We start from the raw sequence: 19,811 nt of genomic DNA on the forward strand, positions 1-19,811 counted from the left end.
GCCGATACGTTAGTATTTACGTTCACTGCCATGTTGTTTCTCCAATTGATTTTCCGGTGTAGCGGTTTCCGACGTCTCGGAAAACCAAGTAGTTCTCTCAAAGTTATTCCTTTAACGACACTGCTGTGAAAACCTTTAGGAAAAAAATAGAAAAAAGGTGAAAAAGTTATCGTTTGACTAAGATTTGAGCAAACAGTAAAAAAACACACAAAAAGGGGTAAAGTTTACCAAAGGAGGGTCGACAACATCTGGTTTGTCATAATACAGCGGGACAAAGAGTCGCATTTACTTTGCTTTAGAAAAAGAAAAAGCCCCTTTTCCTTTGAGAGAACTGGGGCTGGGTGGTCGCCAGAGGCTGCGTGGAGATCAAGAGAAATGAACGCAAACCGGCAAACCGAACATACCTTGTTACCGTATTAGGGCAGGTTGTGAGAGAGAGCCCCAACACCTTCGCAAGATATGCATGCCTGTAAGTGATGATAGATTGCCACGTCTGGCGGCTATCACTCTTACTTAACTTACGCTGTTTACTACTGGAGTAAGGTCATCGCAGAGTTAGGCAACTGTTTCGCTTGAGCAAGAATCGATGTACCCGCTTGTTGCAGGATTTGATTCTTAGTCATCGCGGTTGTTTCTTTAGCAAAGTCGGTATCTTTAATACGGCTATTAGACGCATCAACATTCTCTTGGACATTTGCTAAGTTATTAATACTGTGGCTTAACCGGTTCTGCTTCGCCCCGAGATCAGCGCGTTGCGAGTCCACATACTTCAATGCCGAATCAATCACTGAGATACCATTTTGGGAACCCGCGACTGTCGTCATATCAATATCTTGAACTGTGGTATTGATCGCTTGGTTGCTTAAACCGAGATCAGACGCGAGACCACCAGAAATCGATAGGTCACCCTCTAAATCAGGCTCAGCAATAAAGATTTGTAGCTCACCATCATCACCAACAGAGGCATTAATCTTGTCCGATTGACCATTGATGTAAGTGGCTAGTTGCTCAATATCATCCCCTGGTTTTGCCAGAATATCGACTGAGATTTCTTCGCCACTTTTCGTGACAAACTCAAATTTCAAATCGCTTGCATCAGGCGGCACTGACCAGTTCTTGTCCTTGCCATTCTCAGCTAAGAATGTTGAGCCACCCATGCGAAAATCATCCGCACGAATGCTGGTTAAGCCCATGATCATCGCCTCACCTGAATTGGCACCAATTTGGAATGACGCATCACCAAAGGATCCATTCAGCAAGCGGCGACCACCAAATGAGGTCGTTTCAGCGATACGATTCAACTCGGCTTGTAAAGCCGTTGATTCTTCATTGATCGCCTGACGCTCAGAAGGGGAGTTAGTGCCGTTTGAGGATTGAATCGCCAGATCTCGCATTCTTTGTAAGATATTGGTTGATTCATTCATCGCACCTTCCGCCGTCTGCGCTATCGAAATACCATCATTGGCATTACGCATCGCGACATCTAAACCACGCGACTGCGCAGTAAGACGGTTAGAAATCTGTAAGCCCGCGGCATCGTCTTTCGCACTATTGATCTTATGACCAGACGAAAGGCGTTCCATTGAGGTGTTTAAATCCCCAGAGGCTTTATTTAAATAACGTTGTGCGGTCATTGCCGACACGTTAGTACTGACTGTCACTGCCATTTTGCTCTCCTAAATGAGTTCGCAAACGTTCAAGATGGATTGCGAAGTGGTCAGCATTGCTCTCATAAGGAAATGCACTGACCGACAACATCCATCTGATACCCCGTATCAGATGGAGTATCTATTCATAAAAACCAACGAACTCCGTTAGCCTTGTTGCTCGTACTACCATACAAAAGCAATTAATATGCCAAAAACAAAACTTTCATTTAATTCAACAATAAACCTTTAACTATCCTATTGTTACAGGGAATTCCATTCAAAAAAATGATAGCCCATCTCAATACATCAATAATGTGGCAACAGAATCGCGGTAAATATTGCCGCTTTATCAACCTACGCTCATATGGCAGTGCACATACGGCAACCGAGGTCGTATTCTTTCTTTTATTGAACATCACCGAAACTAGAAATTAAATGTCATCGAGACTATAGATAATTAAATAATGTCAGGTCTTTCGTTTTACCAAATGCTAATTGCGATGCTTGTAGCGCCCTTGAGTTTTCTTCAAACTCAATCACGGCCTTCGAGTAATCAAGGTCTTCAAAATTACTCTTGGAACGTGCTAACGAAATTTTGAAATCTTCATTTTGCTGCTCTTGAGTATCGAGCGTATTCAGCCTTACACCAACGTCGGTTCTGGCTTTTGTTAGATGTAAAAACGCGGTATGAAACTCTTCAGTCACTTGATGCAGTTTTGCATTAGCAGAGGCATCCGAAACGTCATAATCCAAGGCGTCAATGGCATCTCGAAACGTGTCAAACACACTAAAGCTTTCTCTAGGCGCCAAGACAATGGCATCACCCGCCGTGATCTGCCCTTTCACTCGTAAACTGAACCCGTCATGTTCAATGCCTGCTTTGGGATCATAGTCCCCGGCTTTTACTACCGAGCCATTTCGCTCGAGCTGATAACCAAACTGCGCCTTACCCATATCGACAAAGGTGACCTTGTATTCACTGTCGTCATTCACCTTATTGTTGGTCGCTTTATCTAGGAGCAACTCAGACGCATTTTGTAACTGGTAGCTGGGTTTGTAGTCTCCAAACGGATTCTCGATTTCCATGAACAACTTGCTGCCAGGATAATTAATTGGCATCTCCATACTATTAGAGATGCGCATTTTTCGCTGATAGTCGTCACCGGCGTAGGCCATCTTCCCTTGGTTATCAGTAAAAAATGGCTGCGTTTTAGGCTTAGTACCCGCAAACGTGTAGTTACCAGACTCGTCTTGATTGTTGGCGAGCGCGAGAAAGTTCTTAGCAAGCTCTTGTAATTCACGCGCCTTAGCGCCTCGGTCTTCTGGTGATAACGCACCATTGATCGATTCCATGGTGAGTCGTTTCGCATTGTCGGAAAACTGCTCTGTTTCTCTGATCATCACCTCTTGGTGTTCTAGGCGATTACGCGACAGTACAATCGCGTCAGTAAATTGGTCGAGCTGCTCAGTTTGTTGCCCGACTTTTTGCAGGTAATGAATCGCCAACGGGTCATCCGCTGGTTTTTGAAGCTGCTTGCCAGAAGCCAATTGAGCTTGATTGTGATGGATTTTGTTCTCTTGCTTACGCATGTCATTTTGCACAGTCTGATAGCTGTGAAAACTGGAGATTCGGTTCATCATAAGTTAGTGCTCCTACCTCAACTGCAAGATAGTGTCGAAGGTTTCATTGGCAGCCTGCATCACTCGAGAGGACGCCATATAAGCTTGTTGAAACTTCATCATATTCGCAGCCTCTTCATCGAGATTAACCCCAGAGATAGACGCAACACGGCTTTGTGCCGCTTCATGCTCAAGCTCAGCTACTTCCTGCAGTCGCGTCGCCGTTGACGCTTTTAAGCCAACGTCAGTATTGAGATTGTGATAAACATCAATAATGGTCGATTCGTTACCATTCATGGTCTTATTACGCTGGATATCGAACATTTTACGTAAGTTACCATTGTCCCCTTCAGAAGGAGTGAGGTTAGCGGTAAATTTATCATTAGGCAGAGCGCCTGCAGTCAATCTAAACTCCGTACCCAACACGGAAACCGGCTCAGAAGGCGGATAAGGTTGCGGCGCCAATAACAGATTTCCTTTGGGGTCAGTCACCGCAAACTCTTGACCAGAGGGGGAGACATGCACTTCAAACTCGCGTAACTGCCCTACTGCCAACATTGTAAATTTAGCGGTACCTTGCGCTTCGGTCGTCGATGCCTCAAAACTGTGTGCCGCTATCGTTTTGGGATCGCTAGTAGCCATCTGAATATCCGCAGCGCCAGTACGAGTCGGCCTGATCAGCAATTTTTCACCCGCCGCCGGAGGATTTCGAATATCGATAATCATGCCATCGATATAGAAAGCTCGGCCGTCAATATTCAGCTCAGCGTTAATCGTGTCACCATCGGGTTTCGTCACGGTGTAATTGGAGCCATTGTATTTTAGGGCGTATTCACCGCCTTTTAATGCACTGGTGTTCTCGATGTATACCGCCACTTCAGCATTTGACTGCGGCGTTCTTACCACACGAGATAGGGCTATCGCCTCACTATTGGTATCAATGAACATGTCAGCACCGACTTGACCATTAAGATCAAGCCCCTGATTTTGCAGCTTATTAACCTCAAAGCTAAATGCCGTAGCCACGCGTCCTAATTCATCCATGATATAAGGTATTTCTTTGTCTCGAAGCTCAAACATCGCTTCAATCTTGCCGCCAATATCGGTAGAAGTAATGGGTTTTATCCCCTTACCTTCCACCATGGCCAATCGGCGTTGGTGGACATCGGGATCGCCATCAACCATCTTCAGCTGACTAGACTCCGTACCTGATACAAGAGTATGTCCGCTACCAATATGAACATTAAACCCTTCGGCATTTTTTCGTGGTGTAACAGTGACCTTGGTGTATTCCGACAACTCTTTTACAAGATTCTCGTGTGTATCCATCAAATCGTTATGCGGGCCTGGTGTTTTCATCATTAATCGATGAATATCACGGATTTCTACCGCGATTTGATTGACACGCTCGACGCCCATTTCCAGTTTTTTATTTGCCGTATCGGCTTGCTGACGCACCGTTTCATGGACGTTATTCAGTGTTTGTCTAATCTGATTGGCTTTCTCTAACACTACCTTTCGAGCACCTACATCATTGGGCGTATCGGCCAGTGTTTTCACTGAGCTAAACCAATCATTAAGGTTCTCAGGAATTTTCTTGGAGGCAACCGAAGACAACATCCCCGACATAAGATCGAGATTGCTTAGGTTTTCATTGCGATAGTTCACTTGTGTCGTTGCCACATTCAGCTCTTTAACGGCAAATTGATCCCATGAGCGGCGAACATTTTCCACATGCACACCCATTCCATAGGTTTGGCCACCAAATTGCCTAGGGCTATTGGTACCTTGAACCACAGACTGCCGACTATAACCTTCTGTATTTGCATTAGAAATGTTATGACCGGTGGTGTTTAACTGTCTCTGAGCTGTCAGGACGCTTTGCGTACCTAAGTTCAGAAGATCTGACGCCATATCGCCCCCAAAAACTTCAATTAGCGTAACTAAATCCGCAAGTTACGCTGTACTGAACAATAAAATGCAATATGTATGCCGTAGTGATCACTCTAAGAAAAATTTCTCATTATTTTACGACACTCAATCACTGCGCAACGACATTTAATGGGCACTATAAATACTAAAATCCCAGCTCAAGGCCGGGATTTTATGTTCTTTTAAATGCGTGATGTGGCTAACGAGTCGTCATATTGTCGATTTTTGCTTTGACTCTTAACACCTTGTCGGCGTAGCTAGGGTCGGTTGCATAACCAGCTTGATGAACGTCGCGAATGAACGACTCAGAACCATTGTCTCGCTTTAATGCTGATTGATAGCGTGGGTTATCATTAAGGAACTGAACGTAATCATTAAAGCTGTCTTCATAAGAACGGTAGGAACGAAACGCCGCGCGTTCTTGAACGGGTACATTTTGATGATACTCAAGCGTTTGGGTGGAAACCTTGTCACCGTCCCAACTGCGATCAGCTTTAATATTGAATAAGTTGTTACTGCTACCCTGACTATTACTCACCACTTTTTTACCCCAGCCGGTTTCTAATGCTGCTTGAGCAAGCAAAAGTGACGGGTCAACACCTAACGACTTAGCGGCCCTATCAGCGTAGGGTTTCAGCGATTCTACGAATTTTTCTGGCGTGTTAAAGTCAACAGGCTGTGCTTGTTGACGATTATTAAGCCCAAGTGTCGTAGCGGTTTCACGAGCCTTCGCCTCATCATATGGCATTTGCAACGTGCTATGAAATGCCTCATTGCGCATACGAATCTCGCCACCAGCAGATGCTTCATCTTCCGTGCTTTGTCCTGCACTCAGTTGAGCCACAATCATATCGGCGAGCCCCATGGATCCTGAAGAACTCAGTTCACTCGCCATTTGGTCATCCAGCATTTGACGATAGAACTGCTCATTCTGGCTGTTCATCATGTCCGATTCAAAATGGGTATTAGCATCTCGCATCGATTTCAACATCATTGAGGTGAAAATCGACTCGAACTGGGTTGCCGCGGCACGTAACGCCGCTTTATCATCGCCTTTGTCACCGCTAGTAGCTTGTTGACGAAGCTTATCTAGGCTGCTGATATCATGGATAAAGCCGACATCATTAGGATTTTTAATCATTAATGAGTTCCCAATTAAATCACGATGAGCTGGCCTTCAATGGCTCCAGCTTGTTTTAGTGCTTGTAGTATTGCCATCAGATCAGACGGCGCGGCGCCAACCTCATTAACCGCTCTAACAAGATCATCCAGTGTCAGACCCGGCTCAAACTTAAACATTTTGCCATCGCCTTCTGTCACCTGAATATCCGAGTTTGGTACCACGACCGTTTCACCACCGGAGAATGCTCCAGGCTGGCTCACTCGCAAGTTTTCTTTTATCGCGACGGTCATACCACCGTGAGTAATTGCTGCCGCTTTCAAGTGAACATGCTTGCCGACCACAATAGTACCCGTACGAGAATTGACGATAATCTTAGCGCCGCTGTCAGCAGTATCAAATTCAACGTTTTCTACCGCCGATAAGAAGGCAACGCGCTGGCTTAGGTCACGCGGGGCTCTTACTCGTACTGATGTCGAATCCATTGGGCTGGCCATTTGCGGGCCAAGAAAGTTATTGATCGCGTTTGACATGTTTTGCGCGGTAGTAAAATCAGACTCAAGTAGATTAAAGGTAATGTAATCCCCTCGCGAGAATGGGCTTGGGATTTCACGCTCGACACTCGCACCACTTGAAATCATACCAACTACGGGGTTGTTGCCAACAATCTTAGAACCATCAAGGCCTTCTGCGCTAAAACCACTCACCACAAGGTTGCCTTGTGCTACGGCGTACACTTCGCCATCAAGTCCTTGCATAAAGGTTTGCATCAAGGTACCACCACGCAGGCTTTTCGCTGCACCAATTGACGATACGGTGACGTCTACCCTTTGCCCCGGTTTTGAGAAAGCAGGAAGCTCAGCGGTCACGATAACCGCCGCGACATTTTTAAATTTAGGCTTGAAACCAATTGGCATTTGAATACCAAATCGCTCCAACATCGAACGGAAACTTTGCTCGGTAAAGGGTGTTTTTTCACCTGTGCCTGGTAAACCAGTGACAAGGCCATAACCCACCAATTGGTTACTCCGCACCCCGGCAACTTCTGCCACATCTTTGATGCGTGCCGCCTGAACACTTGCCGCGGCAAAACAGAGTCCTAAAAGTAAAAACGCGATTTTTTTCATGATGTTACTCCAAATACAAACAAACCCTCGTAGGAGAGGGTTTGCCGCTTTCGATTCGTTAAAAACCTATCCTATAGAGACACATTAAAGAATCGTGCCAAGAATCCAGGTTCTTGCATATCTTGTTGTGTTCCGGTGCCAGAGTATTGAATTCGAGCATTAGAAATACGATTGGACGCAATGGTATTATCGAACTCAATATCATCAGGGCGTATGGTACCACTCAAACGAATGTATTCATCGCCAGTATTCAACGTCAGCCATTTTTCACCGCGAATAATGAGGTTTCCATTGGCCAGCACTTCAATCACCTCTACGGTGATTGAACCCGACAAACTGTTACTCTGGTTCGCAGACGCGTTACCTTTAAAGTTATTGTCGTTTTTCAGTTCATAGGAGAAGTCATAATCATTAATGGTCACTGGTCGACCGCCGACCGCCAAAGGATCCATTGACGAATCATTTTTCTTAGATAAATCTGCATCCGAGCTTTTCGCTGCTTTTGTTGCTTCGTCTAGAGTAACCGTAATAATGTCGCCCAAGCCACGTGGCTTAGAATCATCATACCAATCTCGAGAATAGTCTGTATTGAACAGTGAACCGGTGGCGGCAGCGTAATGTTCTGGTTTGTTTTTTGGATGAATGGGAGCCCATGCAGGGTCATCGGCAACAGGATCCGTTCTCCCTCTCAACGTATCAACAATTCCAGTAGACTGAGTACGGTCGCCTTCTACCGCATCCACAGCTGTCGTACTGTCAGCCACTTCGTCCACTGTTTCTTGCGGTCCAAACTGAGCACACCCCGACAGCATAGCTAGCAAGGAAATACAGATAAGTTTTTTCATGGGCTTGAATCCTATCAAGTAGCGAAATGTCTGTTGTTTGTCTGTTTAATGGGACCAATCGATTTATAGCGGTCATTTAAACGACAGTAATTAGTTCAACGGCAATAATTAGTGAACGACAACCGCTACATAATTGACAAATATAGAAATAAATTACAGCTGTTGAGTCGCGAAACTCATCATTTTATCAACGGAAGAGATAACTTTTGAGTTCATCTCATAAACGCGCTGAGCTTCAATCATGTTCACCAACTCTTCCGTGACGTTCACGTTCGAGCTTTCCAACATAGACTGACGAATCTGACCAAAGCCATCAAGACCTGGTACGCCTTCGTTAGGATCGCCACTGGCACCCGTTGGCAAGTAAAGGTTTTGTCCAATCGGCTCTAAACCGCCTGGGTTAATAAAATCGACAGTCGTAATGTTACCCACAACTTGGTTCTCTTGTTGACCACGCACTCGAACCGACACCTCGCCATCCGTACCCACGGTGACTGAAATAGCATCCTCGGGAATGGCCACTTCTGGCTCTAGGGAATAGCCTGAGCCGGAGGTCACAATGATACCTTCATCGTTAAGGGTAAACTGGCCGTTACGGCTATATCCAATGTTGCCGTCTGGCATCAAAACTTGGAAAAAACCATCGCCTTCAATCATCATATCCATACTGTTAGAGGTGGTTTGAGCATTACCCGGTGTATGAATCTTTTGCGTTGCGACTACTTTAGAACCCGCGCCGAGCATAAGCCCAGATGGCAACTCCGTGTTTTGCGAAGACTGACCACCAGGTTGATTAATATTTTGATAAAACAGATCTTCAAATACCGCACGGCTTTTTTTATAGCCAACGGTTGAGGCATTCGCCAAGTTATTTGAAATCGTTGAGATGTTGGTTTGCTGAGCGTCTAAGCCCGTTTTACTTACCCATAGTGCCGGATGCATCGTATTCCCCTAATCCTATTAACCCATGCGAAGCAAGGAGTCAGACGCCTTGTCCATGTCTTCTGCCGATTTCATAAGCTTGACTTGCATTTCAAACTGACGCTGTAAGTCAATCAAGCTGGTCATCTCTCCTACCGGATTAACGTTGCTGCCTTCGACAGCGCCCGTCATCAGTTGGACATTACCGTCTAGGCCATAACCCAATTCAGGGTTCTTATTACGAAATAAGCCATTGGTATCTTTGAATAGCGAGCGATTGTCTGGATTGGTTAATTTAATGCGGTCGACAATTTCCATTTCATCGGCTGGCGCATCTTGCGGAATCACCGAGACGGTACCATCACGACCAATTTCTATCTTTTTAAGCGGAACGGGCACCGTAATCGGTGTACCACGCTCACCCAATACAAGATGACCATTGCTGTTACTCAATAAACCGTTTTGATCGACTTGAAAGCTACCGTTACGAGTCAGGCCTTCTTTACCGGTTTTATCCATCACTGAGATCCAACCTTGCCCTTCGATGGTCACATCGAGATCACGACCCGTCGTCACGACGCTGCCTTGCTCAAAGTTATGGCCAGGACGCTCAGTCATGCTAAACACACGAGTCGGCATTCCCTCACCATAGGCTTGCATCGAACGTGCTTGAGCGAGATCCGCTCGAAAGCCCGGCGTGCTGGCATTGGCTAGGTTGTTGGCTCTGAGTTGCAAAGCTTGCATATTTTGCTTTGCACCACTCATAGATAGATATAGGGCACGATCCATTGATAGCTCCAATAATCAAAGTACAGAACATACATAGCAAAGTTTATGCCATAAAAATAATTACTTTAAATACAGATAGTTACCATGGAATCATGAAGATTATGAATAGAAAGGGTCTAGAGCGGCAAATGAAAAGTCAGCGTGTGGCAACACGAGGTGGCAAACTACGTCGTGTGGCAACGGAGCGCTTAATAGTAGTGGGGAAAAAGACGCCAACAAACAGCCGTGAGCAAAATGTCGTGCTTAAATAATGAAAGTGCCAGTCAAATACTGGCACTTTACATAAAAACTTAACGAATTTGCAGGATGTTTTGTTGTAGCTGGTTATGCACATCCAGCGCACGAGAGTTTGCTTGGAAATTTCTTTGCGCAGAAATCAGATCCACCAACTCTTGAGTCATATCGATGTTTGATTGCTCCAGCGTACCATTGTTAATAGTACCAAATGAGCCTTTATTCGATTCACCCCAAATTTTAGCACCAGACGCTGTGGTGGAATCCCATTGAGTACCGCCTTTTTTCTCAAGGCCTTGCTCATTGGCAACACGTACCATTGCAACACGACCAAGCGTGACATTCTCACCATTGGAGTAAGTACCAAGTACGTTCCCCTTCTCATCGTAATCGACTTTGGTTAAGAATCCCGTTGTCGCGCCATCTTCATTAAATTTAGTTAATTCAAATGGAGCGGCATATTGTGTGGTGCTATCGAGCTTAAAAGACAGCTGCTGTGTTGGATCTGCACCATTCATTTCAACCGCGTTAGGCCCTTCGCCAATAGCTTCTGTCACAATCTGCTGGCCATTATTCAGGCTCGCGAGTGTGCCATCGTTATTGAAACGTATCGTATGCCCAACATGACCACTTGGAGAAGCCGCGTCACCACCAGAGATGTTTATCGGTTTTTCACCCGCGCCATCACTCACCGTGTAGTAACTTTGCCATGTATTCGGCTGATTTTGATCCTTCACATAGTAGGTGGTCATCTTATAAGACTGACCCATTGAATCATACATCGTTGAAGACGTAGAACGGTTGTAGGTTTCCGGATCAGAAAAGTCGAACAGCGCTGGATCTTTTAAGTCACCATTAGCGGGTAAGTTAGCACCAATTTCAATATTAGCCGTCTGTTTTGGCTTACCAAATTCTGGCGGCACATTGATTGGTTTAGGTTCGTAGGAAACCACTTCATCGGTATCTTTGTTAACTTCGTACCCTAACAAAAACTCATCGTTAGATGTCACCATGTAACTGTCTTTGTTTAGATGAAACGCACCATTACGGGTGATCTCGTTTTGCTGCGGAACCAAACGTTCTTTAGATACGGCAAAAAAACCGGTCCCACTGATACGTAAATCCATTGGGTTATTTGTCGATACACTCGAGCCTTCGTGAAATTGCTGAGCAATTTTACTTGGCTGAACACCACCACCTGGCGTGGTTTTAGAGTTGGTAAACAATGAGTTTGAATAGACATCACCAAATTCAGCACGCGACTCTTTAAAGCCGAATGTGTTGGCGTTGGCAATGTTATTACTGGTCGTGTTTAAATCCAACTGAGCAGACGACAATCCACTCAAAGATACATATGACATTCCTAATCTCCTAACCTAGCTAATTATCACGCTTTGCCGACTTCCAATACTTCTGCAAGTCGAACTGGGTTTTCAAAACCAGCGAGATTGAGTAGTACGTTTCCATCTCCCTTGCCTAAAAGCACGCTGTTGACGTTTGCATAACTAGAAACTTCAAGCTCTTTGCTTTCTCCATCTAACAAACCCGAGGCTCTCACCTTGTATTTGCCAGGCGGCATTGAATTACCGCTATCATCTTTTCCGTCCCACTCGACACGCGCATCACCGCCAGGTTTTGCGCCAGCATTGAAGGTGCGAACCAGTTGACCCATTTCATTTTCTACACGCACAAAAACGTTTTCTAAAGACTGGGGCAGTTTGACCATTGCCGCCATGCTTTTATCCGCTTCTTTAACACCTGCAGCGCCTGGCACCAACACATCACGCCCCACTAATGAAGACGCTTGAAGTGCTTGGTTTGATGTCATTGATGAATTCAAACTCTCAAACTGAGAATTCATATTTCCAATACCATCTACCGTGGCAAATGATGCCATTTGGGCAATCATTTGATCATTACCCACGGGTTTAAACGGATCCTGTTGAGCCAACTGTTTGGTGAGCAAAGACAAGAAGTCTTCTTGCTTAAGGCTCTGCTGACCAGTGACTTCTTCAGGCTTATTTTGGTCCTGTAGCTTTTTCAGCTGATCAACGTAGGACAAACCGCTTTGACCAACATTGTTGATTCCGGCCATTTGCTATCTCCTATCTCTATTGACCCATTTGCAGGGTACGTAACAACATCTGTTTACTCGCTTCCGCTACCTGGACGTTAGTCTGGTACGAACGAGACGCAGAAATCATGTTGGCCATCTCTTCCATTACATTGACGTTAGGCTTGTAGATATAGCCTTCATCATTCGCAAGTGGATGATCTGGGTTGTACACCGCATTTAAGGGTTTATCGCTCTCTACTATGCCCATTACTTTGACTGGCACGGTATGATCGCGGTTATAACGAGCCTTACTTAACTCAGCGCCAAAAACTGCATGGCGAGCCTTGTAAGTCTCTTTTGCCGAGCTGCTAACACTGTCGGCATTGGCAAGGTTACTTGAGGTCGTATTAAGACGAACAGACTCAGCGCTCATCGCTGATCCCGTTACGTTAAAAACATTAAATAAACTCATCTTACTTACTCCCCTTTGATTGCCTTGGTCATATTTTTAAATTTGCTTCCTAAGAAATCGAGTGACGCTTGATGTCTTAGCTGGTTCTGCATGAACAAGTTTCGTTCTAGGTCCACGTCTACAGTATTGCCATCTCCGGTATCCGGCTGGTCGGGAATACGATAGAGCATTTCGCCAGTCACTGACGTGGAGGCAGATATATGCCGTCCATCCGTGCGATCCAGTCCAATGCTTGCCCCTGAGGTTGCCGCTTTTAACGCACGATTGAAATCCATACCTTTCGCTTTGAAGCCGGGTGTATTGGCTTGCGCGATGTTGGTAGAGATGACTTCCGCATTCTTTTCGCGGACACCAACGGTGTGCTGATGAATACCGAGTGCATTGTTAAAAGAGATGGCCATTTAAACCTCATTGTTCAAAAATATGTGCCTGGTAAATATAAAAGCAATTTCCGAGCCAAAATTTAAAGATCTAATGAGTTTTTAAATTTTGAAGAAACCTTGCCGCTGGCACGCTAACGATTTAGGCAGCAAAATGTGCGCCACTGTTTTCTATCTACTGATTATTTCTATGTGGATTTTTCAATACGCCGAAACTCAGGGTATCGGTCGCAAAGCGATCGATGGGTCGATTAGGAATGTCGTTTACATTCGATGGCTTTGCTAACTCGTCAAGTTTAGCAAGAAACAAAGGCGGCGTAATAAGAAAAGCCTTGGAAGATACCAAGGCTTTAAGGAGAGATTAAGCTTTTAACTTATAAATAATACCAGGGTTGCAGCGCACCATTTCAAATTGGTCAGTGAGCCCCGTCAGAGACTCGGAGGCACCAAGCAATAAGTAACCACCGGGGTTGAGGCTGCGCGCCATCTGATTGAGCACCTGTGATTTCATCTCGGGAGAGAAATAAATCAACACGTTGCGACAAAAAATAATATCAAATTTGCCCAGTAAAGCGTAAGAGTCCATTAGATTTTGCGGACGAAAATTAACCAGACGCTTCGCGTTGTCCTTAATCTTCATCTTGCCACTACTGGTGCTTTCAAAAAAGACTCGACGACGTTCAGACGATAGGCCCCTTCCCAATGCTAAATTATCGTATTCACCCAGACGGCACGCATCCAACATCGTGCTAGAGATATCCGTTGCGGTGATTGATACGTTAGGCAACATGCCCGGCCTTTTCGCCTGAGTTTCCAGAACCGTCATTGCCATTGAATAAGGTTCTTGGCCCGAGGAACTCGCGGCTGACCATATTTTCAATGGTCGTTTTTTTGCCGCCATCTCTGGCAACAACTTATCCGATAACACGGTAAATGGGTAATTATCCCGAAACCATAACGTTTCGTTTGTCGTCATGGCATCCACAGCAGCAATGCGTAATTCGCGGTTGCGCCCAGATACCACGTCTCTCAACAACTGAGACAAAGAAGAAAGGCCGAACTTAGATACCAACGGACTTAAACGACTTCGTACCAAATATTGTTTACTGTCTCCCAGTACGATACCGCACTGCGACTCTAAAAAGCGGCTAAAATCACGATACTCTTGATCGCTTATGGTTATCGCTGTCATTAACTACTCTATACTGCTTTTGAAAGCTTGCTTAACACAAGTTCTGTTAGTTTTATTATTTGCCGCTAACCTGAGGTAACCGCAGCTTTCACTGCACTTCCCAACTCTTCAGGGTTAAACTTAGCGATAAACTCATTAGCACCCACCCGTTCTACCATGGCTTGGTTAAATACGCCACTGAGTGAGGTGTGCAAGATAATATGTAGATCTTTCAGATCAGGGTGGCGCCGGACTTCTGCTGTTAAGGTATAACCGTCCATTTCTGGCATTTCAATATCCGAGATCAACAGTGATATCTGTTCGCGAATATCGCCTTCGCCCGCCATTTCGACCAGCTTGTTGTACGCATCTTTGCCATCTTTGACCAAAATCGCCTCAAAGCCAATAGACTCGATAGCTCGTTGGACCTGTTTACGCGCCACCGCTGAATCGTCAGCAATCATAATGCGCTTAACAATTTGTCTTTTTTGTTGCTCCTCTACCTCTGCGATTTCTTTCGCGAGGTTGCCGTCCATGGTCTCAACAACAGGAGAAATCTCTGCCAGTATTTTCTCGACATCGATGATTTCAACGAGTTCATTGTCAATATTCGTTACTGCGGTCAAATAGTTGGCGCGCCCTGCGCCTTCTGGCGGCGGCAAAATTGATTCCCAGTGCATATTGATAATACGCTCAACAGAACTAACCAAAAAGCCTTGAACACTGCGGTTGAATTCAGAGATCACCACAAAACTGTTCGCGACATCCGTCGTTGGACGGCCGCCAACTGCCAAGCTAAGGTCGATAACGGAAATTGTCTGTCCACGAATATGTGCAACCCCTTTCACCAAACGATGCAAATTTGGCATCGCAGTGAGTCTTGGGCATTGCAGCACTTCTTTTACCTTAAAGACATTAATACCGTATCTTTGGCGTCCCATTAAACGAAATGTTAATAATTCGAGTCGGTTCTGACCCACTAGTTGCGTTCTCTGGTTCACCGAATCTAAGATACCGGTCATAAGTTCATCTCCATCTCAAACTTTACGCGAAAAAAGTGATAGTCTACTGCAGGCAACGAGGAACCTGAGAAACAGAATGCTGTATTATAAGACATCTTTTTTGATTACATCCAGTCCCAATTTTAAGCGGTTGCTCAATGGGCTTTTATTATTTATCGTCTGGCACACGTTTTTCTTTAGTGCATTAACGCACGCGGCGACCCCAGAGCAAATAGAAAACATCCAAAAGGCAGCCCAAGCTCATGTTTTGGATACCCTAGAGTCCCCAATCGGTGCAGAGCTCACGGCAACGGCAGGTCGCATAGACTCTCGCGTACATGCTACCGATTGCATTGAGCCTTTACAGGCTTCATCATCGAATGCAAAAAATACCAGCAGCAATGTGACCGTTCTTGTGGAGTGCCCCAGCGATGGTTGGCGTTTATATGTCCCAGTCAGGCTGTCTATTTCCCTGCCTCTCGTGACCGCCACACAACCATTGGCACGTGGCAGCATTGTGACACAAGGCGATGTTACAATGACGATGGTGGACCAGCGTCGCTTTCGCCGCCAAGGCTTTTCTAATTTTGAACACGTCATTGGATCAAAATTAAAAAAGAACGTCAGGCTTGGTGACGTCATTGAAAGGAATGACGTTTGTGTGGTTTGCCGAAATGAAAAGGTCGTAATTCGTGCAATAAAAAGCGGCATGACGATTTCAACCAAAGGCACCGCGCTAAGTGATGGCTCAAATGGTGACCAAGTTAGGGTGAAAAATGACAAGTCTCAGCGTATAATTGAAGGTATTGTCACTGGCGTTGCTGAAATTACAGTTAATTTTTAATTTTTTACTAAAGTATCCATGGTTCAGGTCGATACTGACGGTATACAAGAAACTATTTATATAACGACGGCTTCATTAGAGTCATTATTTATAGATACTACGCAAAGAAGGCTAAACTATGGCAGGCATTGATAACATTCGTTCAGGACAGACGCTAACGACAACCAGTCGCGCCCCTGCTCGTTCGGATACAAGCACGAGCAGCAGCTCCGCCCAAGTTAGTCAGTCATCAGCAAAACAAGATGCCGTGACATTGAGTCAGGGCGGCAAAGCGATTGGACAAATGCATCAACAAATGGCGTCACAGCCTAGTTTTGATACCGCCAAAGTAGCGGCAATTAAAGAAGCAATCGCAAACGGCTCTTATACCGTAGACCCGGAAAAACTTGCTGATAACATGATTAAATTTGAAGATGAACTCGGCGGGTTAAAGTAACGCATACCTACTATGAGTATGTGTTTAGCAGATTAAACTTAGGTGAATTGAATGGCAGCCCTTGTTGATTTGGTTGATTATCAACTTAAAAACGCAAAAGCCCTGTCTCTTCTATTATCAGAAGAGACCAAAGCCATCACTGCGCGTGAATCTACCGACATTGAACGCCTCGCTAAAGAAAAAATGGCGTTAATCGGCCAACTGCAGCAAACCGATCAGCGGCTGAGTCAGCATCAAGATGTCGCTCGACTCACCGACGAAAATTTATTGTCAAAGCAAGTAGATACGATTAAATCTATTATCCTCGATTGCCAAAAGCGCAATGAGATCAATGGCCATAGTTTGCAGCGCGCTCAACTCAGCTTCAACAAACTCAATAACCTAATGCAACAAAGCCATGGGAAAATTGGGATGACTTACAATGCCGGGGGGCAGACCCATACGCTATCAACACTGGGCACTAACCTAAAAGCCTAAGTCTAGCTTTAGCCGAAGCTTCAGCATTAGTCGATATCTCACACATCCATCCTATCTTTAACACCGTTCATGCTCGTAGCATTACCTCGCGTGTACAAAAAAAGCGACAATTATTGCCGCTTCTTATATTAAACGTCGATGAGCCAATAATTCACATCATTCACTGAGAGTTATCGGCTCAAATACATCGCAAATTAAAACAAAGTCTGACGCTTCTTCTCTGGTACACGGCGAATTTCACCGTAGTCACGAAGCCTATCCATTTTCTCAATATCGAGCAGCAACTCAGTGACGTAACTGTCACCTACTTTATAGCTTCTGATGACTTCGGCTCCACGAATCACACCATCTACCGCGCCTGTCGTCGATTCAACGCCGAGCTTTTGGTCTTGTAAATCCGCTCTTGCAGAGACACGAAGGCCATACACCTGTTCCGCAAGTTCTCGGTAAGCATCAATTTTAGACGCTCGCATCGCCCGCACTTGCTTTTCTTCTTCACTACGGCCCGATTGCTCACTGATACTGGCGTATCCAACTGCCGTCAGCGTATTTTGGCTGCTCATTCCTGCAGGAGCACAACCGACCATCACCATGGCCGCAAAAGCGACTAACCACATTCTCATGTTCTTTTCCTAAGGTCGTAGAATAATAGTTTGCGGAGATGTCATCATTGGATCAGAACGAATCAACACCCCATCTTCTGTGCGCATTTGATTCAACGTATCCAAATCTCGACCAATACGGTCGGCTGGCAAGAAGCCCTGTGCAGAGGCAACGACAACGCGTGATTGCATACCGACAACACGAGCATTAATCAACACACCACCTTCTTGACGCAACATCGTCCCTGTCAGAACAAATTGAATTTGTTGTTCTTGAGCCAGATCTTTCCAATCTCGACTCAATGCAAAATCACCTTGGCTTGTCACCTGGATCGAGCCTGTTGTTTTATAATCGACAACCTTAAACCCACGACGTTGCAATTGGTGAATAAACCCTTCAGATACCGAGTTCCCCAGCCAATTTGTCGAGTCCAAACTCTGCAAGTCAACAAAGGAGGCAACAGCAATTGGCGTCCTTACGGATACGCTGGTATTCGACTCAACAAGATCGTCGGTCAAGCCCTCTACAAAATAATCCATCGTGTGACGTGGACTTTCCATCAGCATAAATTTGCTGCCGCTGTAGGTTTCTTTACCGTTATAGATTGGTGAGTAGGCACAAGAGGTCAGTGTTAACACCGATGCCATCAATAGCCATTTATTCATTTTTCCACTCTCCAAAGTTGTGAATTGGGTAGATTAATTCCTTGGCCTGTAAAGGTTGGAACAATCTTTGCTTTCTCATTGTTGTCGTTAACAAGAAAGTCCGCTCCAATATTCGCAGATTAACCTCTAGCAATAATCATCTAGCAAATATTGTTCCGCATTTGGATTAGTCGTATGAAAAAAACTTTTTGTTCTTTAGTTTCAAGTACATTACTCGTATTTAGCATGAGCACCGTCCATGCGGCATGGTATGAAGTGACCGGCGTCTCTACGATTGTCTCCTCAGACAAAGCGGCAAGAATTTACGCCCTAGAAGACGCGGTATATAAAGCGGTGGATTTTTCAGGTGCCGATATTGGCGGGCTGTCCAAGCTTGCGCCACTGCTAGAGGACGATAAAGATCAATACCAGTTCATTGATTCTGAAGTTCGTCACATTATCATTGACGACAAATATGTAAGCGGCAACCAAATGGTGGTCAAAGCACGTATCGATATCTATCCATCGGCAAAGGCTTGCCATCAGAACCAATACAAAAAAACATTTGGGGTGGCAATGTTTGACATTGTTGACCCACAACAGGCCGTCATGGGACAAATCTATAAATTGGGCGAAGACTACAGCTCAGTTGTAGAAAAACAGCTCGCGACACGCTCCTACAGTTTTGTGTCAGTGGGAACCACACGCTACGAGATTGACAAACGCCAACCAGAACGCATCAAGATGATCGCACAAGATTTGGGGGCACAATACCTAGTCACAGGTAAGATTAACGACCTTACTGCAACCATAACAACGGGTGGCTTATTAACAGACGACGTGACTAATCGTCAGTTTGCTATGGATCTTGCCATTTTTGATGGCAAAACTGGGCATGAGGTTTATCAACACTCTTATCGAGAAATCGCGCAGTGGCCCTTTGCTAAAACCAGTAAAGTGGATACAAAAAGTGCTCGTTTCTGGACGTCGACGTACGGTGAGATGATGCAGAGAGTGAGCCGAAACATCATGTTGGACTTCGAGTCAGAAGTGTCATGTAAGATGACACTTCCTGAAGTCGTCGCGAGTTATGGCAATAAAATCACGCTTGATTTAGGCAGAGTTCACGGGGTGCAAGCGGGCGATAAACTTACGCTATGGCATACCGGATCGTTCATTGACCAAAACGGATTACCACGCAACAAGGTATCACAAAGCGACATCACACTCACCGTCTCAAGGGTCTACGAACACGAAGCAGAAGCCACCGTTGACCAACCAAGCCTAGCCAACAGCATTCAGATGGGCGATGTGATGCACAAACAGAAATAAATCTAGACCGTTAGGCTTAACTTATTCAAATAAATGAGTAATATAGGCCATAAGCTCCCGTGGCACAGCTGGATAGCGCGGCCCCCTCCTAAGGGGCAGGTCACAGGTTCGAATCCTGTCGGGAGCGCCATATTAAAGGGCTAGCAAGTTAATAACTG

Annotated in this window: 21 protein-coding genes and 1 tRNA gene; 6 read left to right on the top strand and 16 right to left on the bottom strand. The window is 45.3% G+C overall.

The features are described from left to right. Positions 1-530 precede the first annotated feature (530 nt). The 8 genes from ACE1OE_RS23170 to flgF all read right to left on the bottom strand — a co-directional run bounded on the left by ACE1OE_RS23170 (position 531) and on the right by flgF (position 10,003). A complete protein-coding gene (locus ACE1OE_RS23170) occupies positions 531-1,667 on the bottom strand; it encodes a flagellin (protein WP_102468647.1) in 1,137 nt (378 codons plus the stop codon). A gap of 429 nt (positions 1,668-2,096) precedes the next feature. Continuing rightward, on the bottom strand, positions 2,097-3,290 hold the full coding sequence (flgL, locus tag ACE1OE_RS23175; RefSeq protein ID WP_102468648.1) for a flagellar hook-associated protein FlgL: 1,194 nt from the start codon (positions 3,288-3,290) through the stop codon (positions 2,097-2,099). Positions 3,291-3,302: 12 nt separating this feature from the next. Beyond that, entirely contained in the window at positions 3,303-5,183 is a 1,881-nt protein-coding gene (flgK, locus tag ACE1OE_RS23180) for a flagellar hook-associated protein FlgK (protein ID WP_449212394.1), read from the bottom strand. Positions 5,184-5,400: 217 nt separating this feature from the next. Continuing rightward, complete coding sequence (gene flgJ, locus ACE1OE_RS23185) at positions 5,401-6,342, bottom strand: flagellar assembly peptidoglycan hydrolase FlgJ (RefSeq protein ID WP_449212395.1); 942 nt, start codon at positions 6,340-6,342, stop codon at positions 5,401-5,403. A gap of 14 nt (positions 6,343-6,356) precedes the next feature. Continuing rightward, entirely contained in the window at positions 6,357-7,448 is a 1,092-nt protein-coding gene (locus ACE1OE_RS23190; protein ID WP_449212396.1) for a flagellar basal body P-ring protein FlgI, read from the bottom strand. Between the two features lie 71 nt (positions 7,449-7,519). Then, positions 7,520-8,293, bottom strand: coding sequence for a flagellar basal body L-ring protein FlgH (flgH, locus tag ACE1OE_RS23195; RefSeq protein WP_449212397.1), 774 nt, complete (start codon positions 8,291-8,293; stop codon positions 7,520-7,522). Positions 8,294-8,446: 153 nt separating this feature from the next. Next, a complete protein-coding gene (gene flgG / locus ACE1OE_RS23200; RefSeq protein ID WP_449212398.1) occupies positions 8,447-9,235 on the bottom strand; it encodes a flagellar basal-body rod protein FlgG in 789 nt (262 codons plus the stop codon). Positions 9,236-9,253: 18 nt separating this feature from the next. After that, positions 9,254-10,003 (bottom strand): flagellar basal-body rod protein FlgF, encoded by a 750-nt coding sequence (gene flgF / locus ACE1OE_RS23205; RefSeq protein WP_102468654.1) that lies wholly within the window; start codon positions 10,001-10,003, stop codon positions 9,254-9,256. A gap of 128 nt (positions 10,004-10,131) precedes the next feature. On the opposite strand from flgF, the gene ACE1OE_RS23210 reads away from it, so the two are divergent. After that, positions 10,132-10,254, top strand: a complete 123-nt coding sequence (locus tag ACE1OE_RS23210; protein WP_449212399.1) for a hypothetical protein — start codon at positions 10,132-10,134, stop codon at positions 10,252-10,254. A 39-nt stretch (positions 10,255-10,293) separates the two neighbouring features. Here ACE1OE_RS23210 and flgE read toward each other — a convergent pair whose 3' ends face one another. The 6 genes from flgE to ACE1OE_RS23240 form a co-directional block, all read right to left on the bottom strand. Next, the gene (flgE, locus tag ACE1OE_RS23215; RefSeq protein WP_102468656.1) at positions 10,294-11,598 is read right to left on the bottom strand and encodes a flagellar hook protein FlgE; all 1,305 of its coding nucleotides are present in this window, start codon (positions 11,596-11,598) and stop codon (positions 10,294-10,296) included. Between the two features lie 26 nt (positions 11,599-11,624). After that, entirely contained in the window at positions 11,625-12,332 is a 708-nt protein-coding gene (locus tag ACE1OE_RS23220) for a flagellar hook assembly protein FlgD (RefSeq protein ID WP_102468657.1), read from the bottom strand. 16 nt (positions 12,333-12,348) lie between these two features. Next, positions 12,349-12,765 (bottom strand): flagellar basal body rod protein FlgC, encoded by a 417-nt coding sequence (gene flgC, locus ACE1OE_RS23225; protein WP_102468658.1) that lies wholly within the window; start codon positions 12,763-12,765, stop codon positions 12,349-12,351. Between the two features lie 5 nt (positions 12,766-12,770). Further along, a complete protein-coding gene (gene flgB, locus ACE1OE_RS23230; RefSeq protein WP_102468659.1) occupies positions 12,771-13,166 on the bottom strand; it encodes a flagellar basal body rod protein FlgB in 396 nt (131 codons plus the stop codon). A 340-nt stretch (positions 13,167-13,506) separates the two neighbouring features. Next, positions 13,507-14,337: a protein-glutamate O-methyltransferase gene (locus ACE1OE_RS23235; RefSeq protein WP_449212400.1), complete on the bottom strand. Its 831-nt coding sequence runs from the start codon at positions 14,335-14,337 to the stop codon at positions 13,507-13,509. A 65-nt stretch (positions 14,338-14,402) separates the two neighbouring features. Next, the gene (locus ACE1OE_RS23240; protein ID WP_102468661.1) at positions 14,403-15,338 is read right to left on the bottom strand and encodes a chemotaxis protein CheV; all 936 of its coding nucleotides are present in this window, start codon (positions 15,336-15,338) and stop codon (positions 14,403-14,405) included. Positions 15,339-15,414: 76 nt separating this feature from the next. Here ACE1OE_RS23240 and flgA point away from each other — a divergent pair, with 76 nt between their 5' ends. The 3 genes from flgA (at position 15,415) to ACE1OE_RS23255 (ending at position 17,074) form a co-directional block, all read left to right on the top strand. Beyond that, positions 15,415-16,161 (top strand): flagellar basal body P-ring formation chaperone FlgA, encoded by a 747-nt coding sequence (flgA, locus tag ACE1OE_RS23245; RefSeq protein WP_449212401.1) that lies wholly within the window; start codon positions 15,415-15,417, stop codon positions 16,159-16,161. 118 nt (positions 16,162-16,279) lie between these two features. Continuing rightward, positions 16,280-16,597, top strand: a complete 318-nt coding sequence (gene flgM, locus ACE1OE_RS23250; RefSeq protein WP_102468663.1) for a flagellar biosynthesis anti-sigma factor FlgM — start codon at positions 16,280-16,282, stop codon at positions 16,595-16,597. Between the two features lie 51 nt (positions 16,598-16,648). Continuing rightward, positions 16,649-17,074: a flagella synthesis protein FlgN gene (locus ACE1OE_RS23255; protein ID WP_102468664.1), complete on the top strand. Its 426-nt coding sequence runs from the start codon at positions 16,649-16,651 to the stop codon at positions 17,072-17,074. A 194-nt stretch (positions 17,075-17,268) separates the two neighbouring features. Here ACE1OE_RS23255 and ACE1OE_RS23260 read toward each other — a convergent pair whose 3' ends face one another. Then, a complete protein-coding gene (locus ACE1OE_RS23260; RefSeq protein WP_449212402.1) occupies positions 17,269-17,697 on the bottom strand; it encodes an LPP20 family lipoprotein in 429 nt (142 codons plus the stop codon). Between the two features lie 9 nt (positions 17,698-17,706). Continuing rightward, on the bottom strand, positions 17,707-18,342 hold the full coding sequence (locus ACE1OE_RS23265; protein WP_372063083.1) for a FlgO family outer membrane protein: 636 nt from the start codon (positions 18,340-18,342) through the stop codon (positions 17,707-17,709). 174 nt (positions 18,343-18,516) lie between these two features. Here ACE1OE_RS23265 and ACE1OE_RS23270 point away from each other — a divergent pair, with 174 nt between their 5' ends. Next, positions 18,517-19,653 carry a flagellar assembly protein FlgT gene (locus ACE1OE_RS23270; RefSeq protein WP_449212403.1) on the top strand — a complete coding sequence of 379 codons (1,137 nt, stop codon included), beginning with the start codon at positions 18,517-18,519 and terminating at the stop codon, positions 19,651-19,653. 53 nt (positions 19,654-19,706) lie between these two features. Further along, positions 19,707-19,783, top strand: a tRNA-Arg gene (locus ACE1OE_RS23275). The last annotated feature ends 28 nt before the right edge of the window (positions 19,784-19,811 follow it).

Source organism: Vibrio sp. E150_011 (assembly GCF_053544015.1).

Bases quoted from the DNA above. Each gene is read 5' to 3' on its own strand.
- ACE1OE_RS23170 (WP_102468647.1), bottom strand. From the start codon at position 1,667: ATGGCAGTGACAGTCAGTACTAACGTGTCGGCAATGACCGCACAACGT.
- flgL (WP_102468648.1), bottom strand. From the start codon at position 3,290: ATGATGAACCGAATCTCCAGTTTTCACAGCTATCAGACTGTGCAAAAT.
- flgK (WP_449212394.1), bottom strand. From the start codon at position 5,183: ATGGCGTCAGATCTTCTGAACTTAGGTACGCAAAGCGTCCTGACAGCT.
- flgJ (WP_449212395.1), bottom strand. From the start codon at position 6,342: ATGATTAAAAATCCTAATGATGTCGGCTTTATCCATGATATCAGCAGC.
- ACE1OE_RS23190 (WP_449212396.1), bottom strand. From the start codon at position 7,448: ATGAAAAAAATCGCGTTTTTACTTTTAGGACTCTGTTTTGCCGCGGCA.
- flgH (WP_449212397.1), bottom strand. From the start codon at position 8,293: ATGAAAAAACTTATCTGTATTTCCTTGCTAGCTATGCTGTCGGGGTGT.
- flgG (WP_449212398.1), bottom strand. From the start codon at position 9,235: ATGCATCCGGCACTATGGGTAAGTAAAACGGGCTTAGACGCTCAGCAA.
- flgF (WP_102468654.1), bottom strand. From the start codon at position 10,003: ATGGATCGTGCCCTATATCTATCTATGAGTGGTGCAAAGCAAAATATG.
- ACE1OE_RS23210 (WP_449212399.1), top strand. From the start codon at position 10,132: ATGAAAAGTCAGCGTGTGGCAACACGAGGTGGCAAACTACGTCGTGTG.
- flgE (WP_102468656.1), bottom strand. From the start codon at position 11,598: ATGTCATATGTATCTTTGAGTGGATTGTCGTCTGCTCAGTTGGATTTA.
- ACE1OE_RS23220 (WP_102468657.1), bottom strand. From the start codon at position 12,332: ATGGCCGGAATCAACAATGTTGGTCAAAGCGGTTTGTCCTACGTTGAT.
- flgC (WP_102468658.1), bottom strand. From the start codon at position 12,765: ATGAGTTTATTTAATGTTTTTAACGTAACGGGATCAGCGATGAGCGCT.
- flgB (WP_102468659.1), bottom strand. From the start codon at position 13,166: ATGGCCATCTCTTTTAACAATGCACTCGGTATTCATCAGCACACCGTT.
- ACE1OE_RS23235 (WP_449212400.1), bottom strand. From the start codon at position 14,337: ATGACAGCGATAACCATAAGCGATCAAGAGTATCGTGATTTTAGCCGC.
- ACE1OE_RS23240 (WP_102468661.1), bottom strand. From the start codon at position 15,338: ATGACCGGTATCTTAGATTCGGTGAACCAGAGAACGCAACTAGTGGGT.
- flgA (WP_449212401.1), top strand. From the start codon at position 15,415: ATGCTGTATTATAAGACATCTTTTTTGATTACATCCAGTCCCAATTTT.
- flgM (WP_102468663.1), top strand. From the start codon at position 16,280: ATGGCAGGCATTGATAACATTCGTTCAGGACAGACGCTAACGACAACC.
- ACE1OE_RS23255 (WP_102468664.1), top strand. From the start codon at position 16,649: ATGGCAGCCCTTGTTGATTTGGTTGATTATCAACTTAAAAACGCAAAA.
- ACE1OE_RS23260 (WP_449212402.1), bottom strand. From the start codon at position 17,697: ATGAGAATGTGGTTAGTCGCTTTTGCGGCCATGGTGATGGTCGGTTGT.
- ACE1OE_RS23265 (WP_372063083.1), bottom strand. From the start codon at position 18,342: ATGAATAAATGGCTATTGATGGCATCGGTGTTAACACTGACCTCTTGT.
- ACE1OE_RS23270 (WP_449212403.1), top strand. From the start codon at position 18,517: ATGAAAAAAACTTTTTGTTCTTTAGTTTCAAGTACATTACTCGTATTT.